Origin of the sequence: Modestobacter sp. L9-4 (genome assembly GCF_019112525.1) — a bacterium.
Lineage (GTDB): Bacteria > Actinomycetota > Actinomycetes > Mycobacteriales > Geodermatophilaceae > Modestobacter.
Genome location: NZ_CP077800.1, coordinates 1,502,331 through 1,523,034 on the forward strand (window position 1 = coordinate 1,502,331; position 20,704 = coordinate 1,523,034).

General features: G+C 74.7%; 21 protein-coding genes. 6 read left to right on the top strand and 15 right to left on the bottom strand.

Annotated elements, in window-relative coordinates:
- Positions 1 to 121: 121 nt before the first annotated feature.
- From KUM42_RS06910 to KUM42_RS06965, 12 genes are all read right to left on the bottom strand, one after another.
- Positions 122 to 1,336, bottom strand: a complete 1,215-nt coding sequence (locus tag KUM42_RS06910) for an NADP-dependent isocitrate dehydrogenase (protein WP_237496053.1) — start codon at positions 1,334 to 1,336, stop codon at positions 122 to 124.
- A gap of 37 nt (positions 1,337 to 1,373) precedes the next feature.
- Entirely contained in the window at positions 1,374 to 2,327 is a 954-nt protein-coding gene (mdh, locus tag KUM42_RS06915; protein ID WP_237496054.1) for a malate dehydrogenase, read from the bottom strand.
- A gap of 47 nt (positions 2,328 to 2,374) precedes the next feature.
- Positions 2,375 to 2,704, bottom strand: a complete 330-nt coding sequence (locus tag KUM42_RS06920) for a DUF3017 domain-containing protein (RefSeq protein ID WP_237496055.1) — start codon at positions 2,702 to 2,704, stop codon at positions 2,375 to 2,377.
- 13 nt (positions 2,705 to 2,717) lie between these two features.
- Positions 2,718 to 3,587, bottom strand: a complete 870-nt coding sequence (locus KUM42_RS06925; protein ID WP_237496056.1) for a bifunctional methylenetetrahydrofolate dehydrogenase/methenyltetrahydrofolate cyclohydrolase — start codon at positions 3,585 to 3,587, stop codon at positions 2,718 to 2,720.
- Between the two features lie 61 nt (positions 3,588 to 3,648).
- Positions 3,649 to 4,257, bottom strand: coding sequence for a pentapeptide repeat-containing protein (locus tag KUM42_RS06930; RefSeq protein ID WP_237496057.1), 609 nt, complete (start codon positions 4,255 to 4,257; stop codon positions 3,649 to 3,651).
- A gap of 99 nt (positions 4,258 to 4,356) precedes the next feature.
- A complete protein-coding gene (purH, locus tag KUM42_RS06935; protein ID WP_237496058.1) occupies positions 4,357 to 5,907 on the bottom strand; it encodes a bifunctional phosphoribosylaminoimidazolecarboxamide formyltransferase/IMP cyclohydrolase in 1,551 nt (516 codons plus the stop codon).
- Positions 5,904 to 6,542 carry a phosphoribosylglycinamide formyltransferase gene (gene purN / locus KUM42_RS06940; RefSeq protein WP_237496059.1) on the bottom strand — a complete coding sequence of 213 codons (639 nt, stop codon included), beginning with the start codon at positions 6,540 to 6,542 and terminating at the stop codon, positions 5,904 to 5,906. The genes purH and purN overlap by 4 nt, the downstream gene beginning before the upstream one ends.
- Positions 6,543 to 6,840: 298 nt before the next feature.
- Entirely contained in the window at positions 6,841 to 8,034 is a 1,194-nt protein-coding gene (locus tag KUM42_RS06945) for a DUF6350 family protein (protein ID WP_237496060.1), read from the bottom strand.
- A gap of 55 nt (positions 8,035 to 8,089) precedes the next feature.
- Entirely contained in the window at positions 8,090 to 8,614 is a 525-nt protein-coding gene (locus KUM42_RS06950; protein WP_237496061.1) for a hypothetical protein, read from the bottom strand.
- Between the two features lie 168 nt (positions 8,615 to 8,782).
- Entirely contained in the window at positions 8,783 to 9,661 is an 879-nt protein-coding gene (gene sucD / locus KUM42_RS06955) for a succinate--CoA ligase subunit alpha (RefSeq protein ID WP_237496062.1), read from the bottom strand.
- Between the two features lie 28 nt (positions 9,662 to 9,689).
- Entirely contained in the window at positions 9,690 to 10,853 is a 1,164-nt protein-coding gene (gene sucC, locus KUM42_RS06960; RefSeq protein ID WP_237496063.1) for an ADP-forming succinate--CoA ligase subunit beta, read from the bottom strand.
- Between the two features lie 87 nt (positions 10,854 to 10,940).
- Positions 10,941 to 11,894, bottom strand: a complete 954-nt coding sequence (locus tag KUM42_RS06965) for a hypothetical protein (RefSeq protein WP_237496064.1) — start codon at positions 11,892 to 11,894, stop codon at positions 10,941 to 10,943.
- Positions 11,895 to 12,157: 263 nt separating this feature from the next.
- Between KUM42_RS06965 and KUM42_RS06970 the strand changes: the two genes are divergently transcribed.
- The 3 genes from KUM42_RS06970 to KUM42_RS06980 all read left to right on the top strand — a co-directional run bounded on the left by KUM42_RS06970 (position 12,158) and on the right by KUM42_RS06980 (position 14,773).
- The gene (locus tag KUM42_RS06970) at positions 12,158 to 13,054 is read left to right on the top strand and encodes a triacylglycerol lipase (RefSeq protein ID WP_237496065.1); all 897 of its coding nucleotides are present in this window, start codon (positions 12,158 to 12,160) and stop codon (positions 13,052 to 13,054) included.
- 248 nt (positions 13,055 to 13,302) lie between these two features.
- Positions 13,303 to 14,334, top strand: a complete 1,032-nt coding sequence (locus tag KUM42_RS06975) for a M23 family metallopeptidase (protein WP_237496066.1) — start codon at positions 13,303 to 13,305, stop codon at positions 14,332 to 14,334.
- A gap of 31 nt (positions 14,335 to 14,365) precedes the next feature.
- Positions 14,366 to 14,773 carry a VOC family protein gene (locus KUM42_RS06980; protein ID WP_237496067.1) on the top strand — a complete coding sequence of 136 codons (408 nt, stop codon included), beginning with the start codon at positions 14,366 to 14,368 and terminating at the stop codon, positions 14,771 to 14,773.
- A 49-nt stretch (positions 14,774 to 14,822) separates the two neighbouring features.
- Here the strand turns inward: KUM42_RS06980 and pcrA are convergent, their stop codons facing one another.
- Positions 14,823 to 17,114 carry a DNA helicase PcrA gene (gene pcrA / locus KUM42_RS06985; protein WP_237496068.1) on the bottom strand — a complete coding sequence of 764 codons (2,292 nt, stop codon included), beginning with the start codon at positions 17,112 to 17,114 and terminating at the stop codon, positions 14,823 to 14,825.
- Positions 17,115 to 17,374: 260 nt separating this feature from the next.
- Between pcrA and KUM42_RS06990 the strand changes: the two genes are divergently transcribed.
- Together KUM42_RS06990 and KUM42_RS06995 are read left to right on the top strand one after the other, a co-directional pair.
- Positions 17,375 to 17,635 carry a chorismate mutase gene (locus tag KUM42_RS06990; protein ID WP_237496069.1) on the top strand — a complete coding sequence of 87 codons (261 nt, stop codon included), beginning with the start codon at positions 17,375 to 17,377 and terminating at the stop codon, positions 17,633 to 17,635.
- Between the two features lie 52 nt (positions 17,636 to 17,687).
- Entirely contained in the window at positions 17,688 to 18,422 is a 735-nt protein-coding gene (locus KUM42_RS06995; RefSeq protein WP_237496652.1) for a PIG-L deacetylase family protein, read from the top strand.
- Here KUM42_RS06995 and KUM42_RS07000 read toward each other — a convergent pair.
- Complete coding sequence (locus KUM42_RS07000; RefSeq protein WP_255557559.1) at positions 18,419 to 19,078, bottom strand: response regulator transcription factor; 660 nt, start codon at positions 19,076 to 19,078, stop codon at positions 18,419 to 18,421. The two genes, KUM42_RS06995 and KUM42_RS07000, sit on opposite strands and share 4 nt — an antisense overlap.
- Positions 19,075 to 20,301 (bottom strand): ATP-binding protein, encoded by a 1,227-nt coding sequence (locus KUM42_RS07005; protein ID WP_237496070.1) that lies wholly within the window; start codon positions 20,299 to 20,301, stop codon positions 19,075 to 19,077. Before KUM42_RS07005 ends, KUM42_RS07000 begins: the two co-directional genes overlap by 4 nt.
- Before the next feature lie 132 nt (positions 20,302 to 20,433).
- On the opposite strand from KUM42_RS07005, the gene KUM42_RS20255 reads away from it, so the two are divergent.
- Positions 20,434 to 20,697 carry a PspC domain-containing protein gene (locus KUM42_RS20255; RefSeq protein ID WP_304610758.1) on the top strand — a complete coding sequence of 88 codons (264 nt, stop codon included), beginning with the start codon at positions 20,434 to 20,436 and terminating at the stop codon, positions 20,695 to 20,697.
- Positions 20,698 to 20,704: the final 7 nt, after the last annotated feature.

A 20,704-nucleotide genomic window follows, 5' to 3' on the forward strand; every position in this document is an offset into this window, starting at 1 on the left:
ATGACCAGCACCAGCCCGGGGTGATCACCGCACCCGGACGCGGAACGGCCCCCGCACCCGAGGGGTGAGGGGGCCGTCCGTGGAGCGGGGGTGGATCAGGCCATTGCTACGACAGCTGTCGTCAGGCCATGGCCTTCTGCAGGTTGGCGTCGATGGCCGCCAGGAAGTCCTGAGTGGTCAGCCAGGGGGCGTCCTTGCTGATCAGCAGGGCGAGGTCCTTGGTCATCTGGCCGCCTTCGACGGTCTCGATGCAGACCCGCTCGAGGGTCTCCGCGAACGCGGTGACCTCGGGGGTGCCGTCGAGCACGCCGCGGTGGGCCAGGCCCCGGGTCCAGGCGAAGATCGAGGCGATCGGGTTGGTCGAGGTGGCCTCGCCGCGCTGGTGGGCGCGGTAGTGCCGGGTGACCGTGCCGTGGGCGGCCTCGGCCTCGACGACCTTGCCGTCCGGCGTGGCCAGCACCGACGTCATCAGGCCCAGCGAGCCGAAGCCCTGCGCGACGGTGTCGGACTGCACGTCACCGTCGTAGTTCTTGCAGGCCCAGACGTAGCCGCCCTCCCACTTGAGCGAGGCGGCGACCATGTCGTCGATCAGCCGGTGCTCGTAGGTGATGCCGGCGGCGTCGAAGCGCTCCTTGAACTCGGTCTGGAAGACCTCCTCGAAGATGTCCTTGAAGCGGCCGTCGTAGGCCTTGAGGATCGTGTTCTTCGTGGAGAGGTAGACCGGGTAGCCGCGGTTGAGGCCGTAGTTCAGCGAGGCCCGCGCAAAGTCGTAGATCGACTGGTCGAGGTTGTACATCGACAGCGAGACGCCGGCGCCGGGGGCCTGGAAGACCTCGCGCTCGATCGGCTCGCCGCCGTCCTCGGGGGTGAAGACGACCTTCAGCGTGCCCGCGGTGGGGAACGTGAAGTCGGTGGCGCGGTACTGGTCGCCGTAGGCGTGGCGGCCGATGATGATCGGCTTGGTCCAGCCCGGCACCAGGCGCGGCACGTTCTGCATGATGATCGGCTCGCGGAAGATGACGCCGCCGAGGATGTTGCGGATCGTCCCGTTCGGGGAGCGCCACATCTTCTTCAGGCCGAACTCCTCGACCCGCGCCTCGTCCGGGGTGATGGTGGCGCACTTGACGCCCACGCCGTGCTGCTTGATGGCGTTGGCCGCGTCGATGGTGACCTGGTCGTCGGTCGCGTCGCGGTTCTCCATGCCCAGGTCGTAGTACTCGAGGTCGACGTCCAGGTACGGGAGGATCAGCTGGTCCTTGATGAACTGCCAGATGATGCGGGTCATCTCGTCGCCGTCGAGCTCGACGACCTTGCCCTCGACCTTGATCTTGCTCACGTGATCGGTTTCCCTCTCTCTGCTCTGACCGGCGCGGTCAGAGGTCGGCGATGTCGGCCTGCTTCGCACGAACGGCGTCCGCCGCCTCGCGCAGGCCTGCCAGCTCACTGTCGGACAGGTCGCTCTCGACGACCCTCCGGACACCCTCACGGCCGATCTCGGCCTCGACCCCCAGGTAGACCCCGGAGATGCCGTACTGGCCCTCGACCCACGCGCACACCGGCATGACCGCACCGGAGTCCTCGATGACCGCGCGCGCCATGCGGGCAGCAGCGGCCGAGGGGGCGACGTAGGCCGACCCGGTCTTGAGCAGGGCGACCACCTCGGCGCCGCCGTTGCGGGTGCGCTCCACCAGGTGGGCGATCCGGTCGGCGGGGAGCACCTCGGCGAGCGGGCGGCCGTCGACGGTGCAGCGCGAGGGGACGGGGACCATCGTGTCGCCGTGCGAGCCCAGCGTCAGGGTGCGCACCGAGGCGACCGGGACGCCGAGCTCCTCGGCGACGTTGTTCGTGAACCGCGCGGTGTCGAGCATCCCGGCCTGGCCCATGACCCGCCCGTGCGGGAAGCCGGTGGCCAGCTGGGCCAGCGCGGTCATCTCGTCCAGCGGGTTGGAGACCACGATGACGACGGCGTCGGGCGAGGTGCGGGCGACGTTCTCCGAGACCTGGCGCACGATGCCGGCGTTGGTCTCCAGCAGGTCCATCCGGCTCATCCCCGGCTTGCGGGGCAGGCCCGCGGTGACGACGACGACGTCGGAGTCCTCCGTGCCGGCGTAGGAGCCGCCGCCCACGCCCACGACCCGGGTGCCGAAGCCCTCGATCGCGCGGGACTGGTTGATGTCCAGCGCCAGGCCCTCGGGCCGGCCCTCGACGACGTCGGTGAGCACGACGGTCTCGAACACGTCGTACTCGGCCAGCCGCAACGCGGTCGTCGACCCGTAGAAGCCGGCGCCGACCACGGTCACCTTGCCGCTCCGGGCCCGATCCGCCATGCCCGCCAACCTAGCCCCGGGCCGGGCCAGGTGGCCATGCGGGCCGGTCAGGAGCCCGGGATCGCGAGCACGCTGACGACCAGGACGGCGCCGGCGCCCAGCATCAGCGTGATGTCGACCGGCCGGCTGCGGACGGCGAGGAACCCGATGCGGCGGACCGGCAGCAGCAGCCGGAACATCCCGGCCAGCACCAGCGCCAGGCCCATCAGCACCAGGCCCACCCGCCACCGCTCCGCGGCCACGAGCAGCAGCCCGGCCGCGACGAGGACGATGCAGCTCAGCAGCGGCCACTGCCGCAGGAAGCCGGCGATGAGCGGGCGCCGCAGGTACAGCGGCGGCCGCGCGCCCGGGCGGGTCGCCGGCCGGGGGCGGGTCACGCCGACCGGGCCGTCATGCCGAGAGCACCTGGGCGCCGACCGCCTGCTCCGCGGCCAGGACGACGTTGGACAGCAGCATCGCCCGGGTCATCGGGCCCACGCCGCCGGGGTTGGGGGCCACGTGCCCGGCGACCTCGCGCACGTCGGCGGCCACGTCACCGGCGATCTTGCCGTCGACCCGGCTGACGCCCACGTCGAGGACGGCGGCACCCGGCTTGACCATGTCGGCGGTGATCAGGCCGGGCACGCCGGCCGCGGCGACGACGACGTCGGCGGTACGGGTGTGCGCGGCCAGGTCGCGGGTGCCGGTGTGGCAGAGGGTCACGGTGGCGTTCTCGGTGCGCCGGGTGAGCAGCAGGCCCAGCGGGCGGCCCACGGTGATGCCGCGGCCGACGACGACGACCTCGGCGCCGGCGAGCGGGACGTCGTACCGGCGCAGCAGCTCGACGATGCCCAGCGGGGTGCAGGGCAGCGCACCGGGGACGCCGAGCACCAGCCGGCCGAGGTTGACCGGGTGCAGCCCGTCGGCGTCCTTGGCCGGGTCGATGCGCTCCAGGACGGCGCTCTCGTCGATGCCCTTCGGCAGCGGCAGCTGGACGATGTAGCCGGTGCAGGCCGGGTCGGCGTTCAGCTCGTCGACGACCGCCAGCACCTCCTCCTGGCTCGCGGTGGCGGGCAGCTCGCGCTGGATGCTGGCGATGCCGACCTGGGCGCAGTCGGAGTGCTTGGCGTTGACGTACCAGCGGCTGCCCGGGTCGTCACCGACGAGCAGGGTGCCCAGCCCGGGACGCCGTCCCATGGCGGCCAGTGCGGCGACGCGCTCGGTGAGCTCGCCCCGGATCGCCGCTGCGGTCGCCTTGCCGTCGAGAGTCGTCGCTGCCACGTCGTCCAGTCTGCCCGACGCCGGACGCCGCCCGGGACCGGCGGCACCGGCGGCCACCGGGTCAGTCGACGAGGGCGCCGTGGGCGACGGTGAACTGCACCGCCTGGCCCAGGTCGACCCGCACCCCGGTCAGGTCCAGGGCCTGCCAGTTGAGCCCCTCGGTGAGGGCGCCGCGCAGGTCCGCCCCGCGCAGCTGCGTGGTCTGCACGCGGGCGTGCCGCAGGTCGGCCTGGCGCAGGTCGGACTCGCGCAGGTCGGCGTCGGTGAGGTCGGCCTCGGCCAGCCGCTGCCCCGACAGGTCGACGCCGGACAGGTCCGCGCCCCGCAGCGAGGCGTAGGACCAGTCGGACTCCACGCTCGTCATCGGCCGCATCGTGACGTTGGGGAACTGCGAGCCGGTGAGCTTGCAGCCGGTCCAGGAGGCGTCGAACAGCTTCGCCCGGTCGAACCGGCACGAGAGGAACGCGCTCCCCTCGTGCCGGGAGCCCGACAGGTTGACCCCGGTGAGGACACAGCGCTCGAACACGCACCGCCGGGTCACCAGCTCGGCGAGCTGGGCGTCGTCGAACCGGCAGTCGAGGAACGTGACCTGCTCCAGGACGGCGGAGTCCCAGTCGACCCGGGCGAGGTCCTCGTCCTCCCAGACCGACCCGGGCTCAGGCGGCTCCACGTGCGCTCGCGAGGTGTGCCTCATCCGGTCCTCTCCCGGCCCTGCTGCAGGGGCCCGCGCCGCGCGGAGCGTGGCGTGGGGGGCAGCAGGGTCCTTCGTTCAGTGGGCGAAGTGGCGGGTGCCGGTCAGGTACAGCGTCACGCCGGCGGCCTCGGCCGCGGCGACCACCTCCGCGTCGCGCACCGACCCACCCGGCTGGACGACGGCCTTCACGCCGGCGTCGAGGAGCACCTGCAGGCCGTCGGCGAAGGGGAAGAACGCGTCGGAGGCCGCGACCGACCCGGTGGCCCGCTCACCGGCGCGGGTGACCGCGAGCCGGGCGGAGTCGACGCGGTTGACCTGGCCCATGCCGACCCCGACGGTGGCCTTGTCGCTGGCCAGCAGGATCGCGTTGCTCTTCACCGCGCGCACCGCCCGCCAGGCGAAGACCAGGTCGTCGAGGCCGGCGGCGTCCAGCGGGGCGCCGGTGGCCAGGGTCCAGCTGGTCGGGTCGTCGCCGGGGGCGTCGATGCGGTCGGCGGTCTGCAGCAGCAGCCCACCGCTGACCGGGCGCAGCTCGATCGACAGCCGCGGCGCCTCGGGCATCTGCAGCAGCCGGACGTTCTTCTTCTGGGTCAGCACGCCCAGGGCGTCCTCGGTGAACGAGGGGGCCACGACCACCTCGGTGAAGACCTCGGAGATCTGCTCGGCCATGGTCAGGTCGACCTCGCGGTTGGCGGCGATGACCCCGCCGAAGGCCGACACCGGGTCGCAGGCGTGCGCCTTGCGGTGGGCGGTGGCGATGTCGGCGCCGACGGCGATCCCGCACGGGTTGGCGTGCTTGATGATCGCCACGCAGGGGTCGGCGTGGTCGTGCGCGGCCCGCCAGGCGGCGTCGGTGTCGACGTAGTTGTTGTAGGACATCTGCTTGCCGTGCAGCTGCTCGGCGTCGGCGAGCCCGGGCTGGCCGCTGCGGTACAGCGCGGCACCCTGGTGCGGGTTCTCCCCGTAGCGCAGGACGTCGGCGCGCTCCCAGCTGCCGCCGACCCACGCCGGGAAGCCGCTCTCGTCGTCGGGGGCGAGCACGTTGCCCATCCACGAGGCGACCGCCACGTCGTAGGCCGCGGTGTGCCGGAACGCCTCGGCGGCCAGCTGCTGGCGCTGGGCGAGGGTGAAGCCGCCGGCCGTGACGGCCTCGACCACCTCCGCGTAGCGGCCCGGGTCGACCACCACCGCGACCGACGGGTGGTTCTTGGCAGCCGCGCGCACCATCGCCGGGCCACCGATGTCGATCTGCTCGATGCACTCGTCGGGCGTCGCACCGGAGGCCACGGTGTCGCTGAACGGGTAGAGGTTCACCACGACCAGGTCGAAGGCGGCGATGCCCAGGGCCTCGAGCTGCGCGACGTGCTCGGGCTTGCGGCGGTCGGCGAGGATGCCGGCGTGCACGGCCGGGTGCAGCGTCTTCACGCGCCCGTCGAGGGTCTCGGGGAAGCCGGTGACCTGCTCGACCGGGGTGACCGGCAGGCCGGCGTCGGCGATGCGGGCGGCGGTGGCGCCGGTGCTGACCAGCTCGACACCGGCTGCCACGAGCCCGCGGGCCAGCTCCTCGATGCCGTTCTTGTCGTAGACCCCGAGCAGTGCGCGGCGGACGGGGGTGCGGTCGCTCATCGGGTGCTCTCCTGAGGTTCGTCGACGGTCGGGGCGGCCGGCGCCTGGGTCACCAGGTCGGCCAGGGTGTGCACCAGGAGCTCGCGCTCCACGGTCTTGATCCGTTCGTGCAGCCGCGCCTCGTCGTCCCCGGGCAGGACGGGCACGGCGCGCTGGGCGAGCACCGGTCCGGTGTCGACGCCGGCGTCGACGAGGTGGACGGTGGCACCGGTCGTGTCCACGCCGGCGGCCAGGGCGTCCCGGACGGCGTGCGCCCCGGGGAACGCCGGCAGCAGCGCCGGGTGGGTGTTGAGGACCCGGCCGCCGAAGGCGTCCAGCACGGCCGGGCCCAGCAGCTTCATGAACCCGGCGGAGACCACCCAGTCCGGACGCCGGGCAGTCAGCTCGGCGGCCAGCGCGCGGTCCCAGTGCGCGCGGTCGGGGTGGTCGGCCAGCGCGGTCACGAAGGTGTCGACGCCCCGGTCGCGGGCGGCGGCCAGCCCGGCGGCGTGCGGCCGGTCGGAGCCGACGGCGACCACCTCGGCCGGGTAGCCGGCGTCCTCAGTGGCGGCCAGCAGCGCGGCGCACAGGGTGCCGGCCCCGGACAGGAGGACGACGACCCGGGACCGCGGTGCAGCGGGCGCAACGGCGGGCACGGTGGCCAACCCTAGCCGGGTGCACCGGGCGACCCGCCGCCCTGGGCACCACCGGGGACGCCCGGTCCCGGCCACGGTCGATCCGGGCCACGGTCGATCCGGGCCACGGTCGATCCGGGCCACGGTCGATCCGGGCCACGGTCGATCCGGGCCACGGTCGATCCGGGCCACGGTCGATCCGGGCATTGTGCGCTCCGTGCCCGTTCCGACGCCGGAACGGGCACCGGGCGCACAGTGCCTGCCTGCGAGCCGCGCCGCCACCATCGGGACGGGCGCTCGGCAGCTGGGCGGACGGGGCTCAGCCGCGGGCGCGCCAGCGGCTGACCGGGGCGGCCAGCGCGGCCGCGATGCCGGCCTGTGCCGCGATCGCCAGGCCGGTGGTCAGCGCCGGGGCGCCGACCTCGGCCAGCGCACCGTCGCCCAGCCGGGCACCGGCCACGAGCACGACCAGCCCGCAGGTGACGCCGACGCCCACGCCGGCCACCAGGCCCCACAGCGCGGCGGTGACGCTGCCGCCGTCGTCCTCGCCGAGCCGCCGACCGAGCACCGCCGCGGCGACCAGCCCGGCGACGGCCGGCAGCGCCTGGGCGAGGAAGGCCAGCAGCGGCACGGCCTGGGTGTCGGGCAGGGCGGCCATCAGCGGCAGCGCCGGCACGGCGGCCAGGCTCACCCCGCCGGCGGAGACCAGGGTGCCGGCCCCGACCACGAAGCCGGGACCGGCGGCCAGCCCCATCACCGCGGCGGTGGCGTTGGGCAGCAGCAGCAGGCTGAGCCCGACCTGGCCGGCGGCGCCGGCGCTGGCCCCGCCGAGACCGGTGGCCAGCCGGCCCACCGCGGCGATGTCGTCGACCAGGGCGACCGCGACGACCGCGGTGCAGCAGGCGGCGAGCGTCAGCGTGCCGGCGACGACGGCCTGCCACAGCGCCCGCCCCGGGCCGGGGAACCGGTCGGCCAGCTCGGCGCTGAGACCGGAGTCGCGCAGCACCCCGAGTCCGCCGGCGACCAGGGCCAGCACGAGAGCGCCGAGCACCGGCCGGAGGAGGCCGACGGGGGCGGCGGCACCGTCGGCGAGCAGCGCGAGCCCGGCGGTCGCGACGACGTGGACGCCCACGACCACGGCGAGCACCCGCGCCGCCCCGCCCGCGGTGTGCACCGCGCGCACCGCCGCCACCGAGCCGGCGGCCCGGTTCAGCCCCCAGGCGATGACCAGGGTGAGCAGCAGGGGCGCCACCCGCAGCGGCCCGGAGGGCAGGTCCAGCTGGGCGCCCTGGGCGAGCAGCCACAGCTGGGCGGCCAGCCGCGCCGAGGAGCCCACGGGCAGGCCGCCGTCGGGGTCGAGGGTCTGGACGACGACGAGCGCCAGGCCCAGTCCGAGCAGGCCGAGGACGTGCACCGCCAGGGCGGCGGCCGCGGCCAGCCCGCCGGTGGCCGAGCTGCGCGGCTCGCCGTCCCCCGGTCCCAGTGAGGGCAGCCGGGACAGCAGGGACGTCACGCCTCCACTGTGCCAAGACCCGCGGCCGGCGACGCGGTGCACGCGCCGGGGCGGTTCACGTCACGTCCTGGGCCCGCTCGGCGGCCACCCACGCCCGCGCCTGCGGGAGCAGCCGCCGGAGCGACACGGCGAGCATCGCGGCGACGGTGAGCACGGCCAGCAGCCCGGGCAGGCTGAACCCGAGGTCCAGGGAGGACAGCCACGCCAGCACCGTCACCAGGAACGCCAGGGCGACCAGCCCGGTGGTGACCAGCGCCCGCGGGAACGGCGTGGGGACGTCGGCCACCGCGGGCAGCAGCGCCCACGCGCTGGCCAGCACGAGCAGCACGAGTGCGGTGACCAGCAGGCCGGAGTCCAGGCCGTTCGCGGACGTCGCCTCGACGCGGTGGCCGTAGCCCAGGTCGAAGCCCTCCCGGCGGTACCAGGGCACCAGCAGGAGGACCAGGAACACCACCGTGCCCGCGGCGACGACGACGTCGGCGCGCGCGGGCCGTCCCGGGCGCACCCGCGGGCGGGGCACCGCGGCGACGGCGTCCGGCGGGGACCCGGTGTCGGCCGGGTCGGGGGCGGTGGACGTCACCGGGCTGTCCTCCTCCGCTGGCGGGTGGTCCCGGACAGTCTCCCGTCCCTCCGGGGACGACGCTGCCCGGCACCCTCCGAGGAGGACGCCGGGCAGCGGTGGTGCGTTCGGTTCCCTCACCGGGCCCCGCCGCGAGCTCGCGAGCGGTGAGGGGCGAGGGGGTCCCTCCTAGGCGCCGACGATCTCCCGCATGAGGCGCGCGGCCTCCGACGGGGTCTTGCCGACCCGCACGCCCGCGGCCTCGAGGGCCTCCTGCTTGGCGGCGGCGGTGCCGGCCGAGCCGGAGACGATGGCGCCGGCGTGGCCCATGGTCTTGCCCTCGGGGGCGGTGAAGCCGGCGACGTAGCCGACGACGGGCTTGGTGACGTTGGCCTTGATGAAGTCGGCGGCGCGCTCCTCGGCGTCGCCGCCGATCTCGCCGATCATCACGATGGCCTCGGTCTCCGGGTCGTCCTGGAAGGCCTGCAGGCAGTCGATGTGCGTGGTGCCGATGACCGGGTCGCCACCGATGCCGACGGCGGTGGAGAAGCCGATGTCACGCAGCTCGTACATCATCTGGTAGGTCAGCGTGCCGGACTTGCTGACCAGCCCGATCTTGCCGGCCTGGGTGATGTTGGCCGGGATGATGCCGGCGTTGGAGCGCCCGGGGCTGATCAGGCCGGGGCAGTTCGGGCCGATGATCCGGGTCGAGCCACCCTGGGCGTGGGCCCAGAAGTAGGTCGAGTCGTGCACCGGGATGCCCTCGGTGATGACCACGGCCATCCCGATCTGGGCGTCCACGGCCTCCAGGACGGCGTCCTTGGCGAACTTCGGCGGCACGAAGACGACGCTGACGTCGGCCCCGGTCTCCTTCATGGCGTCGGCGACGGAGCCGTAGACCGGGACGGACGTGCCGTCGAAGTCCACGGACTGGCCGGCCTTGCTCGGGTTGACGCCACCGACCACGGCGGTGCCGGAGGCGAGCATGCGCGCGGTGTGCTTGCGCCCCTCGGACCCGGTGATGCCCTGGACGATGACCTTGCTGTTCTCGGTGAGGAAGATCGACATCTCAGTTGTCCTGTCTCGTCTGGGGCGTTCAGGCGGCGGCGAGCTCGGCGGCGCGGCGGGCGGCGCCGTCCATGGTGTCGACCACGGTCACCAGCGGGTGGGCGGCCTCGGCGAGGATCCGCCGACCCTCCTCCACGTTGTTGCCGTCCAGACGCACGACCAGCGGCTTGGTGGCCTCGTCGCCGAGCTGGGCCAGGGCGGCCACGATGCCCTTGGCGACCTCGTCGCAGGCGGTGATCCCGCCGAAGACGTTGACGAAGACGCTCTTCACGTCGGGGTCGGACAGGATGATGCCCAGGCCGTTGGCCATGACCTCGGCGGAGGCGCCACCACCGATGTCGAGGAAGTTGGCCGGACGGACGCCGCCGAACTCCTCGCCGGCGTAGGCGACGACGTCCAGGGTGCTCATGACCAGGCCCGCACCGTTGCCGATGATCCCGACCTGGCCCTGCAGCTTGACGTAGTTGAGGTCCTTCTGCTTCGCCGCGGCCTCCAGCGGGTCGGCGGCGGCGGCGTCCTCCAGGGCGGCGTGCTCGGCGTGCCGGAAGCCGGCGTTCTCGTCGAGGGTGACCTTGGCGTCCAGCGCGAGGACCTTGCCGGAGGGGTCCTTGGCCAGCGGGTTGATCTCGACCAGCGTGGCGTCCTCCTTGGTGAAGACGTCCCACAGCTGGACGGCGATGGCGATCACCTGGTCGCGGACCTCGGCCGGGAACCCGGCGGCGTCGACGATCTCGGCGGCCTTCGCAGCGTCGACCCCGACGGAGGCGTCGACGGCGATGCGGGCAAGGGCCTCGGGGCGCTTGACGGCGAGCTGCTCGATCTCCATGCCGCCCTCCTTGCTGGCCATCGCCAGGAAGGTGCGGTTGGACCGGTCGAGCAGGTAGGAGAAGTAGTACTCCTCCGCGATGTCGCTGGCCTGGGCGACCATGACCTTGCGGGTCACGTGGCCCTTGATGTCCAGCCCGAGGATGTCCTCGGCGCGGGCCCGGGCGGCCTCCGGGTCGTCGGCGAGCTTGACGCCGCCGGCCTTGCCGCGGCCGCCCACCTTCACCTGGGCCTTCACCACGACCTGCGCGCCGATCTCGCGCGCGATCGCCTCCGCCTGCTCGGGTGTCTCGGCTACGCCGCCGGGCAGCACGGGCACACCGTGCGCGGCCAACAGGTCACGGGCCTGGTACTCGAAGAGATCCACGAACAGGGACCGTAGCCCGCCCGCCGGGCGTCCGCGCCACGTGCCTCCGGCGGCGGGCGTGTCCGGCTGTGCGCCGGTGGCCGGGGATCAGTCCTCGCGCGGGCCGGCGAACCGCTCGTCGGGCGCCGCCACCGGGGCCGTGCCCGCACGCGCGCGCCAGGCCAGCACGGCGAGGGCGAGCAGGGCCAGCCCGAGCACGAGCAGCCCGGCGCCGGTCACCGTCCAGTCCAGGTCGGGGCCGTGCAGGGCGTCCCGCAGACCGCTGAGCCCGGCGGCCAGCACGAAGACCGCCACCCCCAGCAGCCCGCCGACGGCACCCAGGCGCGGCCGCAGCGACGGCGCGGTCACCGCGCACAGCAGCAGGGCACCGGCGAGCAGCAGCCCGCCGAGCAGGGCCAGGCCGGGGCGCTCCAGCAGCGCGGGCGGCCCCTGCGCGGTGACCACCGTCTCCAGCCCCGTGGCCGGGTCGACCACCACCCGGTCCGGGACGTCGGCGGCCGGCAGCGCGAGGCAGAGCACCGCCCCGACCCCGAGCAACACCGCGGCGCCGGCGAGCGCCGGCCGGAGCGGGTCCAGCGACCCGCCGTCCTCCATGACCGTGCGCCCCCAGGCGACCAGCGCGACTCCCCCGGCGAGCACGGTCAGCACCAGGGCGACCACCCCGAGGACCCAGCCGGCACTGATGTCGACCGAGCTGATGACGACCCGCTCGCCGCCCAGGACGTCGACCGCCGGACGGGTGGTCGAGGCGCGGCCCTGGTAGACCTCGATGAGCAGCCGGCCCACCGCGAGCGCAGCGCTGACCGAGGCGTACGCCAGGCCCAGCCGCGGCACCCGGCCGAGCGCCAGGCCGGCGCCCACCACGAGGGTGACGAGCGGCGCCACCAGCGCGACGAGTGCCGACACCGGACCGGTGACCGGCCCGACGGCCACCCCGCCGACGACGAGGTAGGTGGGGAAGGCGGCGACGGCGGCCAGCAGGCCGGCCAGCACCAGCAGCCCCCCGGCGACCCGGGCGAGCAGCGGGACGGTGCCGACCACCAGCAGGTCCGACGCAGGGCCGCGGGAGGCCTCCGCCGGGCGGCGTCCGGACGCCGACGCACCTCCCCTGCCGGAGCGGGCGGGAACGCGGTCACGGGCGGGCACTGGTCGGCTCCTCGGTTCGGGCGGTGGGGACGCGGGCGCGTGTCGGGGGGCGGTGTGTGACGTCGGGCACCTCAGGGCACCCCAGTCCCCCGAGGCCGACGCAGCACGTGCGCGGCACCGCCCGGCGCGGTGCCGGAGCGGACAGGAGGGAGACCGGCGTGCACTCGACCGACCAGCCCTCCTCCCCAGCCTGGCACGCGCGGGGCGCCGGAGCCGGGAGCGACCCGGCACCCGCGGGCGGGCAGCACCACGCCGGTCTGCGGTCGGTGGTGTCCCCGGCCGCCCTGGCCGGCACGCTGACCGAGCTCGCCTGGGTGGGTGCCCATGCGTTGCTCTACCCGCTCGGGGCGCGGGCCGAACGGCTGCGCGCCGACCCGCGGTACCGCCCCGGCGACCAGCCGCCCGCGGTGCGCGCCCTGTTCGCCGCCGACCCGCTGGCCGCCCGCGTGCCCGTCGTCCTGGTGCACGGGCTGGTCGACAACCGGTCGGTCTTCTCGGTGATGCAGCGGGGGCTGCGGCGGCGGGGGTTCGCGCAGGTGTGCTCCTGGAACTACAGCCCGCTGCTGCGGGACGTCGAGACGGCCGCAGTGGCGCTGGGCCGCCAGCTGGAGGCGGTGTGCCGGGAGACCGGGCACGACCGGGTGCACGTGGTCGGTCACAGCCTGGGCGGGCTGGTGGCCCGGTACCTCGTGCAGCGGCTGGGCGGTGACGCCCGGGTCGACGCGCTGGTGACCCTGGGGACGCCGCACGGCGGGAGCCGGTGGGCGCACGTGCTGCCCACCCCGCTGGTGCGGCAGCTGCGCCCCGGGTCGGCGCTGATCCAGGAGCTGGCTGCACCGGCGCCGGGCTGCCGCACCCGGGTGACCGCGGTCTACAGCGACCTCGACCAGATGGTGCTGCCCTCGAGTGCCGGGCGCTGCGACCACCCCGACCTGGGTGCACGCAACGTGCTGGTGCGCGGGGTGGGGCACATGTCGCTGCCGGTGCACCGGGCGGTGCTCGACGAGGTCGCCGTCACGCTGGCCACTCCGGCGCAGGAGCCGACGGCCGCCTGAGTCGGATGGGGCGGGAGTGACTGCTCCCTGCGACGGGTGTGACGGGTGTGGTCACTGAGCGCCGAGGTGCACGACACGCACGGTCAGGTCGTGGTCGCGCTCGGTCGCTCTCCGTAGCGTCCGCGGACGACGAGCGACGAGATCCCCACCCGGTGGTCCCGCAGCTCTGTGCACCTGCCGATGACGTGAGCGTCTGGTGCACGTCAGACCACGGCTCCCCCCGTGCGTCGTCCCCGGGAAGGTGCCTGATGTCCCGTCTCCGTGAGCTCGTGGGCCGTACGCGGCCCGAGGACGGCCCCGACGCCGGCCCGTCCGCCGACACGGCCGGCACCGGCTGGGCCGAGGCCCTGGTCGCCCACGTCGACTGGGACGGCGAGTGGGCCGCGACCCAGGACGCCGCCCGCGGAAGTGACACCGGTCCGGCCACCGCCGCCGCCCCCGCCGTCGCCCCGGCCCCCGTCGCTGCAGCTCCCGTCGCCGCCGCTCCCGTCGTCGCTCCCGTCGTCGCTCCCGTCGTCGCTCCCGTCGTCGTCGCAGTCCCCACCGCCACGACGACCGCCCCCGCGCCGACCACCGACTCCCCTGCTGCCCGCCGTCCGGCGGCCGTCGCCCGGCCCGCCTCGACCCGGCAGGTGCCCCGTCCCCCGGCCCGCCGCGCGCCCCTGCTGCTCGCCGCTGCCGTGGTGGGTGCCATCGCCGCGGCACTGCTGGGCAGCGGCACCGCCGCGCCCGTGCCGGTCGCCTCCGGGCAGGACTACGGCCTGGGGCTCGCCGACGCCAGCTTCGCCGGTGGCGTGGACGTCGAGGGCGCCCGCGGGGAGATCAGCGAGGCCGAGGCCCAGCTGCGGCTGGGCGAGATCGCCGCCTCCCGGGCGGCCCGCGAGCCCGACTTCGTCGTCCCGACCGACGGCCGGCTCACCACCTGCTTCTGCCAGCGCTGGGGGACCATGCACTGGGGCATCGACCTCGCCGCCCCGCTGGGCACCCCGATCCTCGCGGCCGCCGACGGCGTCGTCCTGCGGGCCGGCCCGGCGTCGGGCTACGGCAACGCCGTCTACATCCAGGACGCCGACGGCAACGTCGAGATCTACGGCCACATGCGGTACTACGACGTGAAGGCCGGGGACGTCGTCTCCGCCGGCGAGCAGATCGCCAAGGTCGGCAGCCAGGGCCAGTCGACCGGCCCGCACCTGCACTTCGAGATCCACGTCGGCGGGATCAACGGCAAGCCGACCGACCCGCAGAAGTGGCTGGCCGAGCGGGGCCTCACGGTCGGCTGAGCCGGCCCACGGCGCCCTACGATCCGGGCGCATGACCGCACCGACGCCGTACCTGCACCTGCCCGGCACCGCGCGCGAGGCGCTGTCGTTCTACGCCGAGGTGTTCGGCTGCGGCGTCACGGTGCACTCCGTCGCCGACCTCGGACGCACCGACGGCCCGGCCGACGCGGTGGCGCACGGGTACCTGGTGGACGGTCCCGTCGCGCTGTTCGCCGCCGACACGGCTGGCGACGAACCGGCGTTCGGTGGCAGCGCCGGGCTGATGTGGTCGCTGCTGGGCACCGCCGCACCCGGCGTCCTGCGCTCCTGGTTCACCGGGCTGGCGTCCGGCGGGCGCGTGGTGGCAGAGCTGGAGCGCCGCCCGTGGGGGGCCTCCGACGGCCAGGTGCTCGACCGCTTCGGCGTCCACTGGCTCATCGGCTTCGAAGGCGAGGAGTGAAGGACCCCGCTGCCCGCGGCCCCGGCGCAGGGGGCGCCGGGGCCCTCCGTCAGAGCTTGACGAGCGGGGCGTAGCGGAGCACGAGCCGCTTGGTGCCGCCGGACCCGAAGTCGACGGTGGCCTGCGCCTTGTCGCCGGCACCGTTGATCTCCACGACGGTGCCGAGCCCGAACGCGTCGTGGCTGACCCGGTCGCCGATCTCGACGTTGATCACCGGGCGGTTGCCCGCACCGCCGCGCAGCCCGCCGGTGGACAGCCCGGTCGCGGCGACCCGGGACTGCGCCGAGCTCATCGGCGAGGCGCTCACCGGCTGGGAGCCCGACCAGTGGACGGCGTCCATCGGCAGCTCGTCGAGGAACCGGGACGGCGGGTTGTAGGCCGGCTGCCCCCAGTTGGTGCGCACCGTGGCCCGGGACAGGAACAGCCGCTGGCGGGCGCGGGTGATGCCCACGTAGGCCAGCCGGCGCTCCTCCTCCAGCTCGCGCGGGTCGCCGAGGGCACGCATGTGCGGGAAGACGCCGTCCTCGAGGCCGGTGAGGAAGACGACCGGGAACTCCAGGCCCTTGGCGGTGTGCAGCGTCATCAGCGTCACGACGCCGGCCTCGTCGCCGGTGACCGGGATCTGGTCGGCGTCGGCCACGAGGGAGACCTGCTCGAGGAAGTCGGTGACGGTGCCGCCGGGGTTGGCCGCCTCGAACTCCGCGGCCACCGAGACCAGCTCGTTGAGGTTGTCGACGCGGCCCTCGTCCTGCGGGTCGGTGCTGGCCGAGAGCTCGGTGAGGTAGCCGGTGCGGTCGAGGATGCTCTCCAGCAGCGCGGCCGGACCGGAGCCGGTCTCGACCAACTGCTCGAACTCCTCCAGCAGCGCGACGAACTCCGCGATCGCCTTGGCCGACCGGGTGGCCAGCTCGCCGATCTCCGACGTCCGGCGCAGGGCTGCGGCGAAGGGGATCCGCTCGCGGTCGGCGAACCGCTCGACGGCGGACTCGGCCCGCTCACCGATGCCGCGCTTGGGCGTGTTGAGCACCCGGCGCAGGCTGACGACGTCGGCGGGGTTGGCGACGACCTTGAGGTAGGCGACGGCGTCCCGGACCTCGCGGCGCTCGTAGAAGCGCACGCCGCCGACGACCTTGTAGGGCATGCCGACCCGGATGAACACCTCCTCGAAGACGCGGGAGGCGTTGTTGGTGCGGTAGAAGACCGCGATGTCCTTGGGCTGGGCCAGGCCCTCGTCGGTGAGCGCGTCGATCTGCTCGGCGACCCAGGCGGCCTCGTCGTGCTCGTTGTCGGAGACGTAGCCCTCGATCAGCTCGCCGTCGCCGGCCTCGGACCACAGGTTCTTCGGACGCCGGGCGGTGTTGCGGGCGATGACCTGGTTGGCCGCGCGCAGGATCCGCTGCGTGGAGCGGTAGTTCTGCTCCAGCAAGATCGTGGTGGCCTCGGGGTAGTCGCGCTCGAACTCGTCGATGTTGCGGATCGTCGCGCCGCGGAAGGCGTAGATCGACTGGTCGGCGTCACCGACGACGCACAGCTCGGCCGGCGGCACGGGGCCACCGGCGGTGCCCACGAGCTCGCGCACCAGCACGTACTGGGCGTGGTTGGTGTCCTGGTACTCGTCGACCAGCACGTGCCGGAACCGGCGCCGGTAGTGCTCGGCGACGTCGGGGAAGGCCTGCAGCAGGTGGACCGTGGTCATGATCAGGTCGTCGAAGTCCATCGCGTGGGCCTCGCGGAGGCGGCGCTGGTAGAGCGTGTACGCCTCCTTGAGCACCTTCTCCGGCGCGGTCTCCGGGGCGTAGGACTCCTCGTCGACGAGCTCGTTCTTCAGGTTCGACACCTGGTTGGCCAGGCTGCGGCCGGGATAGCGCTTGCTGTCCAGGTCCAGGTCGCGGGCCACCATCGTCATGAGCCGGACCGAGTCGCCCTGGTCGTAGATGGTGAACGAGGTCTTCATGCCGAGCTTGGCGGCCTCGGCACGCAGGATCCGCACGCACATCGAGTGGAACGTCGACACCCACATCGCCCGGGCGCGCGGGCCGACGAGGTGGGCGACGCGCTCCTTCATCTCCCCGGCGGCCTTGTTGGTGAAGGTGATCGCCATGATCTCGCCGGGCTGCACCCCGCGGGCACCCAGCAGGTAGGCGATCCGATGGGTCAGCACCCGGGTCTTGCCCGAGCCGGCGCCGGCGACGATGAGCAGCGGGCTGCCCTCGTGCACGGTGGCCTGGCGCTGCGGGCCGTTGAGGCCGGCGAGCATCCGCTCCAGCTCGCGGCCGACCTGGCCGGTCGCCTGGCGGGAGATCGCTTCGGTGCCGGGGAGGGAGATCTGCGAGCTGCTCATGACCCTGCCACTGTAAGCCGAGGGGGCGACGTTCCCCGCCCCTGCGGAACGGGTGCGACGGGCGTGACCGGTGGCGCGCCGGACGCCGTCCGTGCCAGACTCGGCACGTGCTCAGCCAGCGACGCTTTTCCTACGGCCACCGGTCCCCGGTGTCCGTACCCGCTGGCTGAACAGCCACCGCACACGACGCCCCGGGCCGACGGCCCCGGGGCGTTCCTCGTCTCCGGGGTCCGGCGGCCTCCACCGCCCCGGAGGACCAGATGAGCACCAGCACCGACCCGGCCGCCCAGATCGACGCGCTGCGCGGCGAGATCGACGCCTGCGACGCCCAGATCATCGAGCTCGTGCAGCGCCGGGTGGCCATCTCCCAGGAGATCGGCGCCCTGCGCACCGCCAGCGGCGGCACCCGGCTGTCGCTGTCCCGCGAGCAGCGGGTGCTCGACCGCTTCCGCGCCGCGCTGGGCGACGACGGCGCCTCGCTCGGGATGATGCTGCTGCGCCAGGGCCGCGGCCGGCTGTGAGTCTGGGCCCCGTCCCGGGGCATGCGCCCGGCTGCCTAGGCTGCCTGGCGTGATGCCGCTGCCGACCGCCCCTGCCGAGCACGTCGAACGGGCACTGTGCGTGCTCGCCCACCCCGACGACGTCGACTTCGGCAGCGCCGGCACCGTCGCGCAGTGGACCGCGGCCGGCACGCAGGTCAGCTACTGCATCGTCACCGACGGGGACGCCGGCGGCTTCGACGAGACCCCGCGCGACCAGATGCCGGTGCTGCGCCGGGCCGAGCAGACCGCCGCGGCCGCCGCCGTGGGCGTCACCGACCTCCACTGGCTCGGCTACCCCGACGGTCGGCTCGAGCCCACCCTGGAGCTGCGCCGCGACATCAGCCGGGTCATCCGCCAGGTGCGCCCGCAGCGAGTGCTGACCAGCTCGCCGGAGCGCTTCTACGAGCGGATCGGCGCCAGCCACCCCGACCACATGACCGCCGGGGAGTCGACGCTGCGCGCGGTTTACCCCGACGCCCGCAACCCCTTCGCCCACCCCGAGCTGCTGGCCGACGAGGGCCTCGAGGCGTGGACCGTGTCGGAGGTGTGGCTCGGGGGCGGCCCGCGTCCGGACCACGTCGTCGACGTCACCGACGTGGTCGAGCGCAAGTGGGCCGCGCTGATGTCGCACGTGACCCAGGTCAGCCACCTGCCCGAGGGCCAGCTGCAGCAGTTCGTCGGCGGCTGGATGCGGCAGACCGCCACGGACCACGGCCTGCCCGAGGGCCGGTTCGCCGAGGCCTTCCAGGTCGTCTACACCGGCTAGAGCAGCCGGTTGGTCGCCGCCCAGCGGGTGAGCTCGTTGCGGTTGGACAGCTGCAGCTTGCGCAGCACGTTCGAGGCGTGGGACTCCACGGTCTTCACCGAGATGAACAGCCGGCCACCGATCTCGCGGTAGGTGTAGCCACGGGCCAGCAGCTGCATGACCTCCCGCTCGCGGGCCGACAGCAGGTCCAGGCCCGGGTCGACCGCGGGGTCCTCGGCCGGTGCCGCCGGGGCCGCGGACGCCGCGAAGGCGTCCAGCACGAAGCCGGCCAGCCGCGGGCTGAACACGACGTCGCCCTCGGCGACCCGCCGCACCGCGTCCCGCAGGTCCGGCCCGGAGATGGTCTTGGTGACGTAGCCGCGTGCCCCGGCCCGGATGACGGCGATGACGTCCTCGGCGGCGTCGGACACCGACAGCGCCAGCCACCGGGTCGCGGGCAGCTCGGCGCGCAGCGTCTCCAGGACGGCGCGCCCGCCGCCGTCGGGCAGGTGCACGTCGAGCAGGACGACGTCGGGCGTGGTGGCCCGGATGCCGGTCACCGCGGTGGCGACGTCGGCGGCCTCGCCGACCACCTGGACGTCGTCCCCCAGCTCGGAGCGGACGCCGGCCCGCACCATGGCGTGGTCGTCGACCAGGAAGACGCGGGGCCCGGTCACGCCGCGGCCTCCTCGGCGCGCGGGAGGCAGAGCTCCACCTCGGTCCCCTCTCCTGGTGCCGAACGCACCGTCGCCGTCCCGCCCAGCCGGGTGAGCCGGCCGATCACGGAGTCCCGCAGGCCGCGCCGGTCGACGGGCACGGCGTCCGGGTCGAACCCGGTGCCGCGGTCCCGCACGTAGACGGTGACCGTGGTCGGGCTGATCTCGCTGTAGAGGGAGACGGAGGTCGCGCCCGAGTGCTTGGCGGCGTTGACCACCGCCTCCTTGGCGGCCTGGCCGAGGGTGGCGACCGCCTCGTCCACGGGCACGTCGCCGACGACGACCGGGTCGACGGTGACCGCGTGGTCGGCCTCGACCTCGGCGACCAGCCGGGCGACCAGGCCGGCCCACGTGCCGCCGGTGACGACCGTGGGCTCGTAGAGCCAGGCCCGCAGCTCCCGCTCCTGGCTGCGCGCCAGCCGGCCCACGACCGTGGGGTCGCCGGCGTGCCGCTGGATCAGCGCGAGCGTCTGCAGCACCGAGTCGTGCAGGTGTGCGGCGACCGCGGTGCGCTCCTCCGAGCGGATGCGGGCGGCCCGCTCGGCGGCCCGGGAGTCCAGCAGCCGGCGCCACAGCGGCGCGGTCGCGAGCGCGACGCCGACGAGGATCACCACGGTGGCGGTGAAGCCGTTGCGGGCGTTGGCGAGCTGGCCGGTGGTCGCCAGCAGCAGCACCAGGCCGGCGACGCCGAGCACGGCACCACCGAGCAGCCCCCAGCGGGCCGTGCCCCGGTCGAGGTCGCCCCCGGCGTCCAGCTGCCGCCAGATCACCGCGAGCCCGGCCCCGGCGAGCACCAGCGGCAGGACGACGGAGAACCCGCCGGAGCTGGCCAGCTCCGACACCGCACCGGCCGACACCACCGCGAGCAGGGCGAGGCCGAGCAGCTGCCGGCGGCTGGGCCGGGCCGCGAGCAGCCCGGGGTCCGCGGGCTCGCCGTCGGCGCTGGCCACCGGCATGGTCAGCCACAGCAGGGCGTAGGCGATCACGCCGACGCCGGTGACGGCCAGCGCCAGGTAGACGACCCGCACCACCACCGGGTCGACCCGCAGGTGGGCCGCCGTCCCGGTGGCGACCCCGGCGAGCAGCCGGCCCTCGCGCGGGCGCACCAGCGGCGGCCGGTCGCCCGGCCGCCGGGCGGCAGGCGCCGCCGGGGGTCCCGGGGCGGTCGCGGTGCTGGTGGTCACCAGGCGATGGTGTCACCGTGCGGGGGCCCGGCACATCGGTGATCACCCCGAGTGCGGACGGCGGTGAGGTCCAGGGTCGGGTCCGGTGCTCCCCCGATGTCCCGGCCCCCCTCGGCGGCGCAGCGTGGTGGCATGACCTCGACCGAGTACGCGACGCCCTCCGCCCCCACCGCCGGCCCGGCCTGGACCGCCCCCGCCCGGCCCCGGCTCACCCGCAGCCGCACGGAGAAGATGATCAGCGGCGTCTCCGGTGGCCTGGCCGCCCACACCGGGATCGACCCGGTGCTGTGGCGACTGCTGTTCCTCACCCTGACCGTGCTCGGGGCGGGCACCGGCGCGCTGCTCTACGGCCTGCTCTGGGTGCTCATGCCCGTGGCGGACGCACCGGTCCGCTGACCTCCCA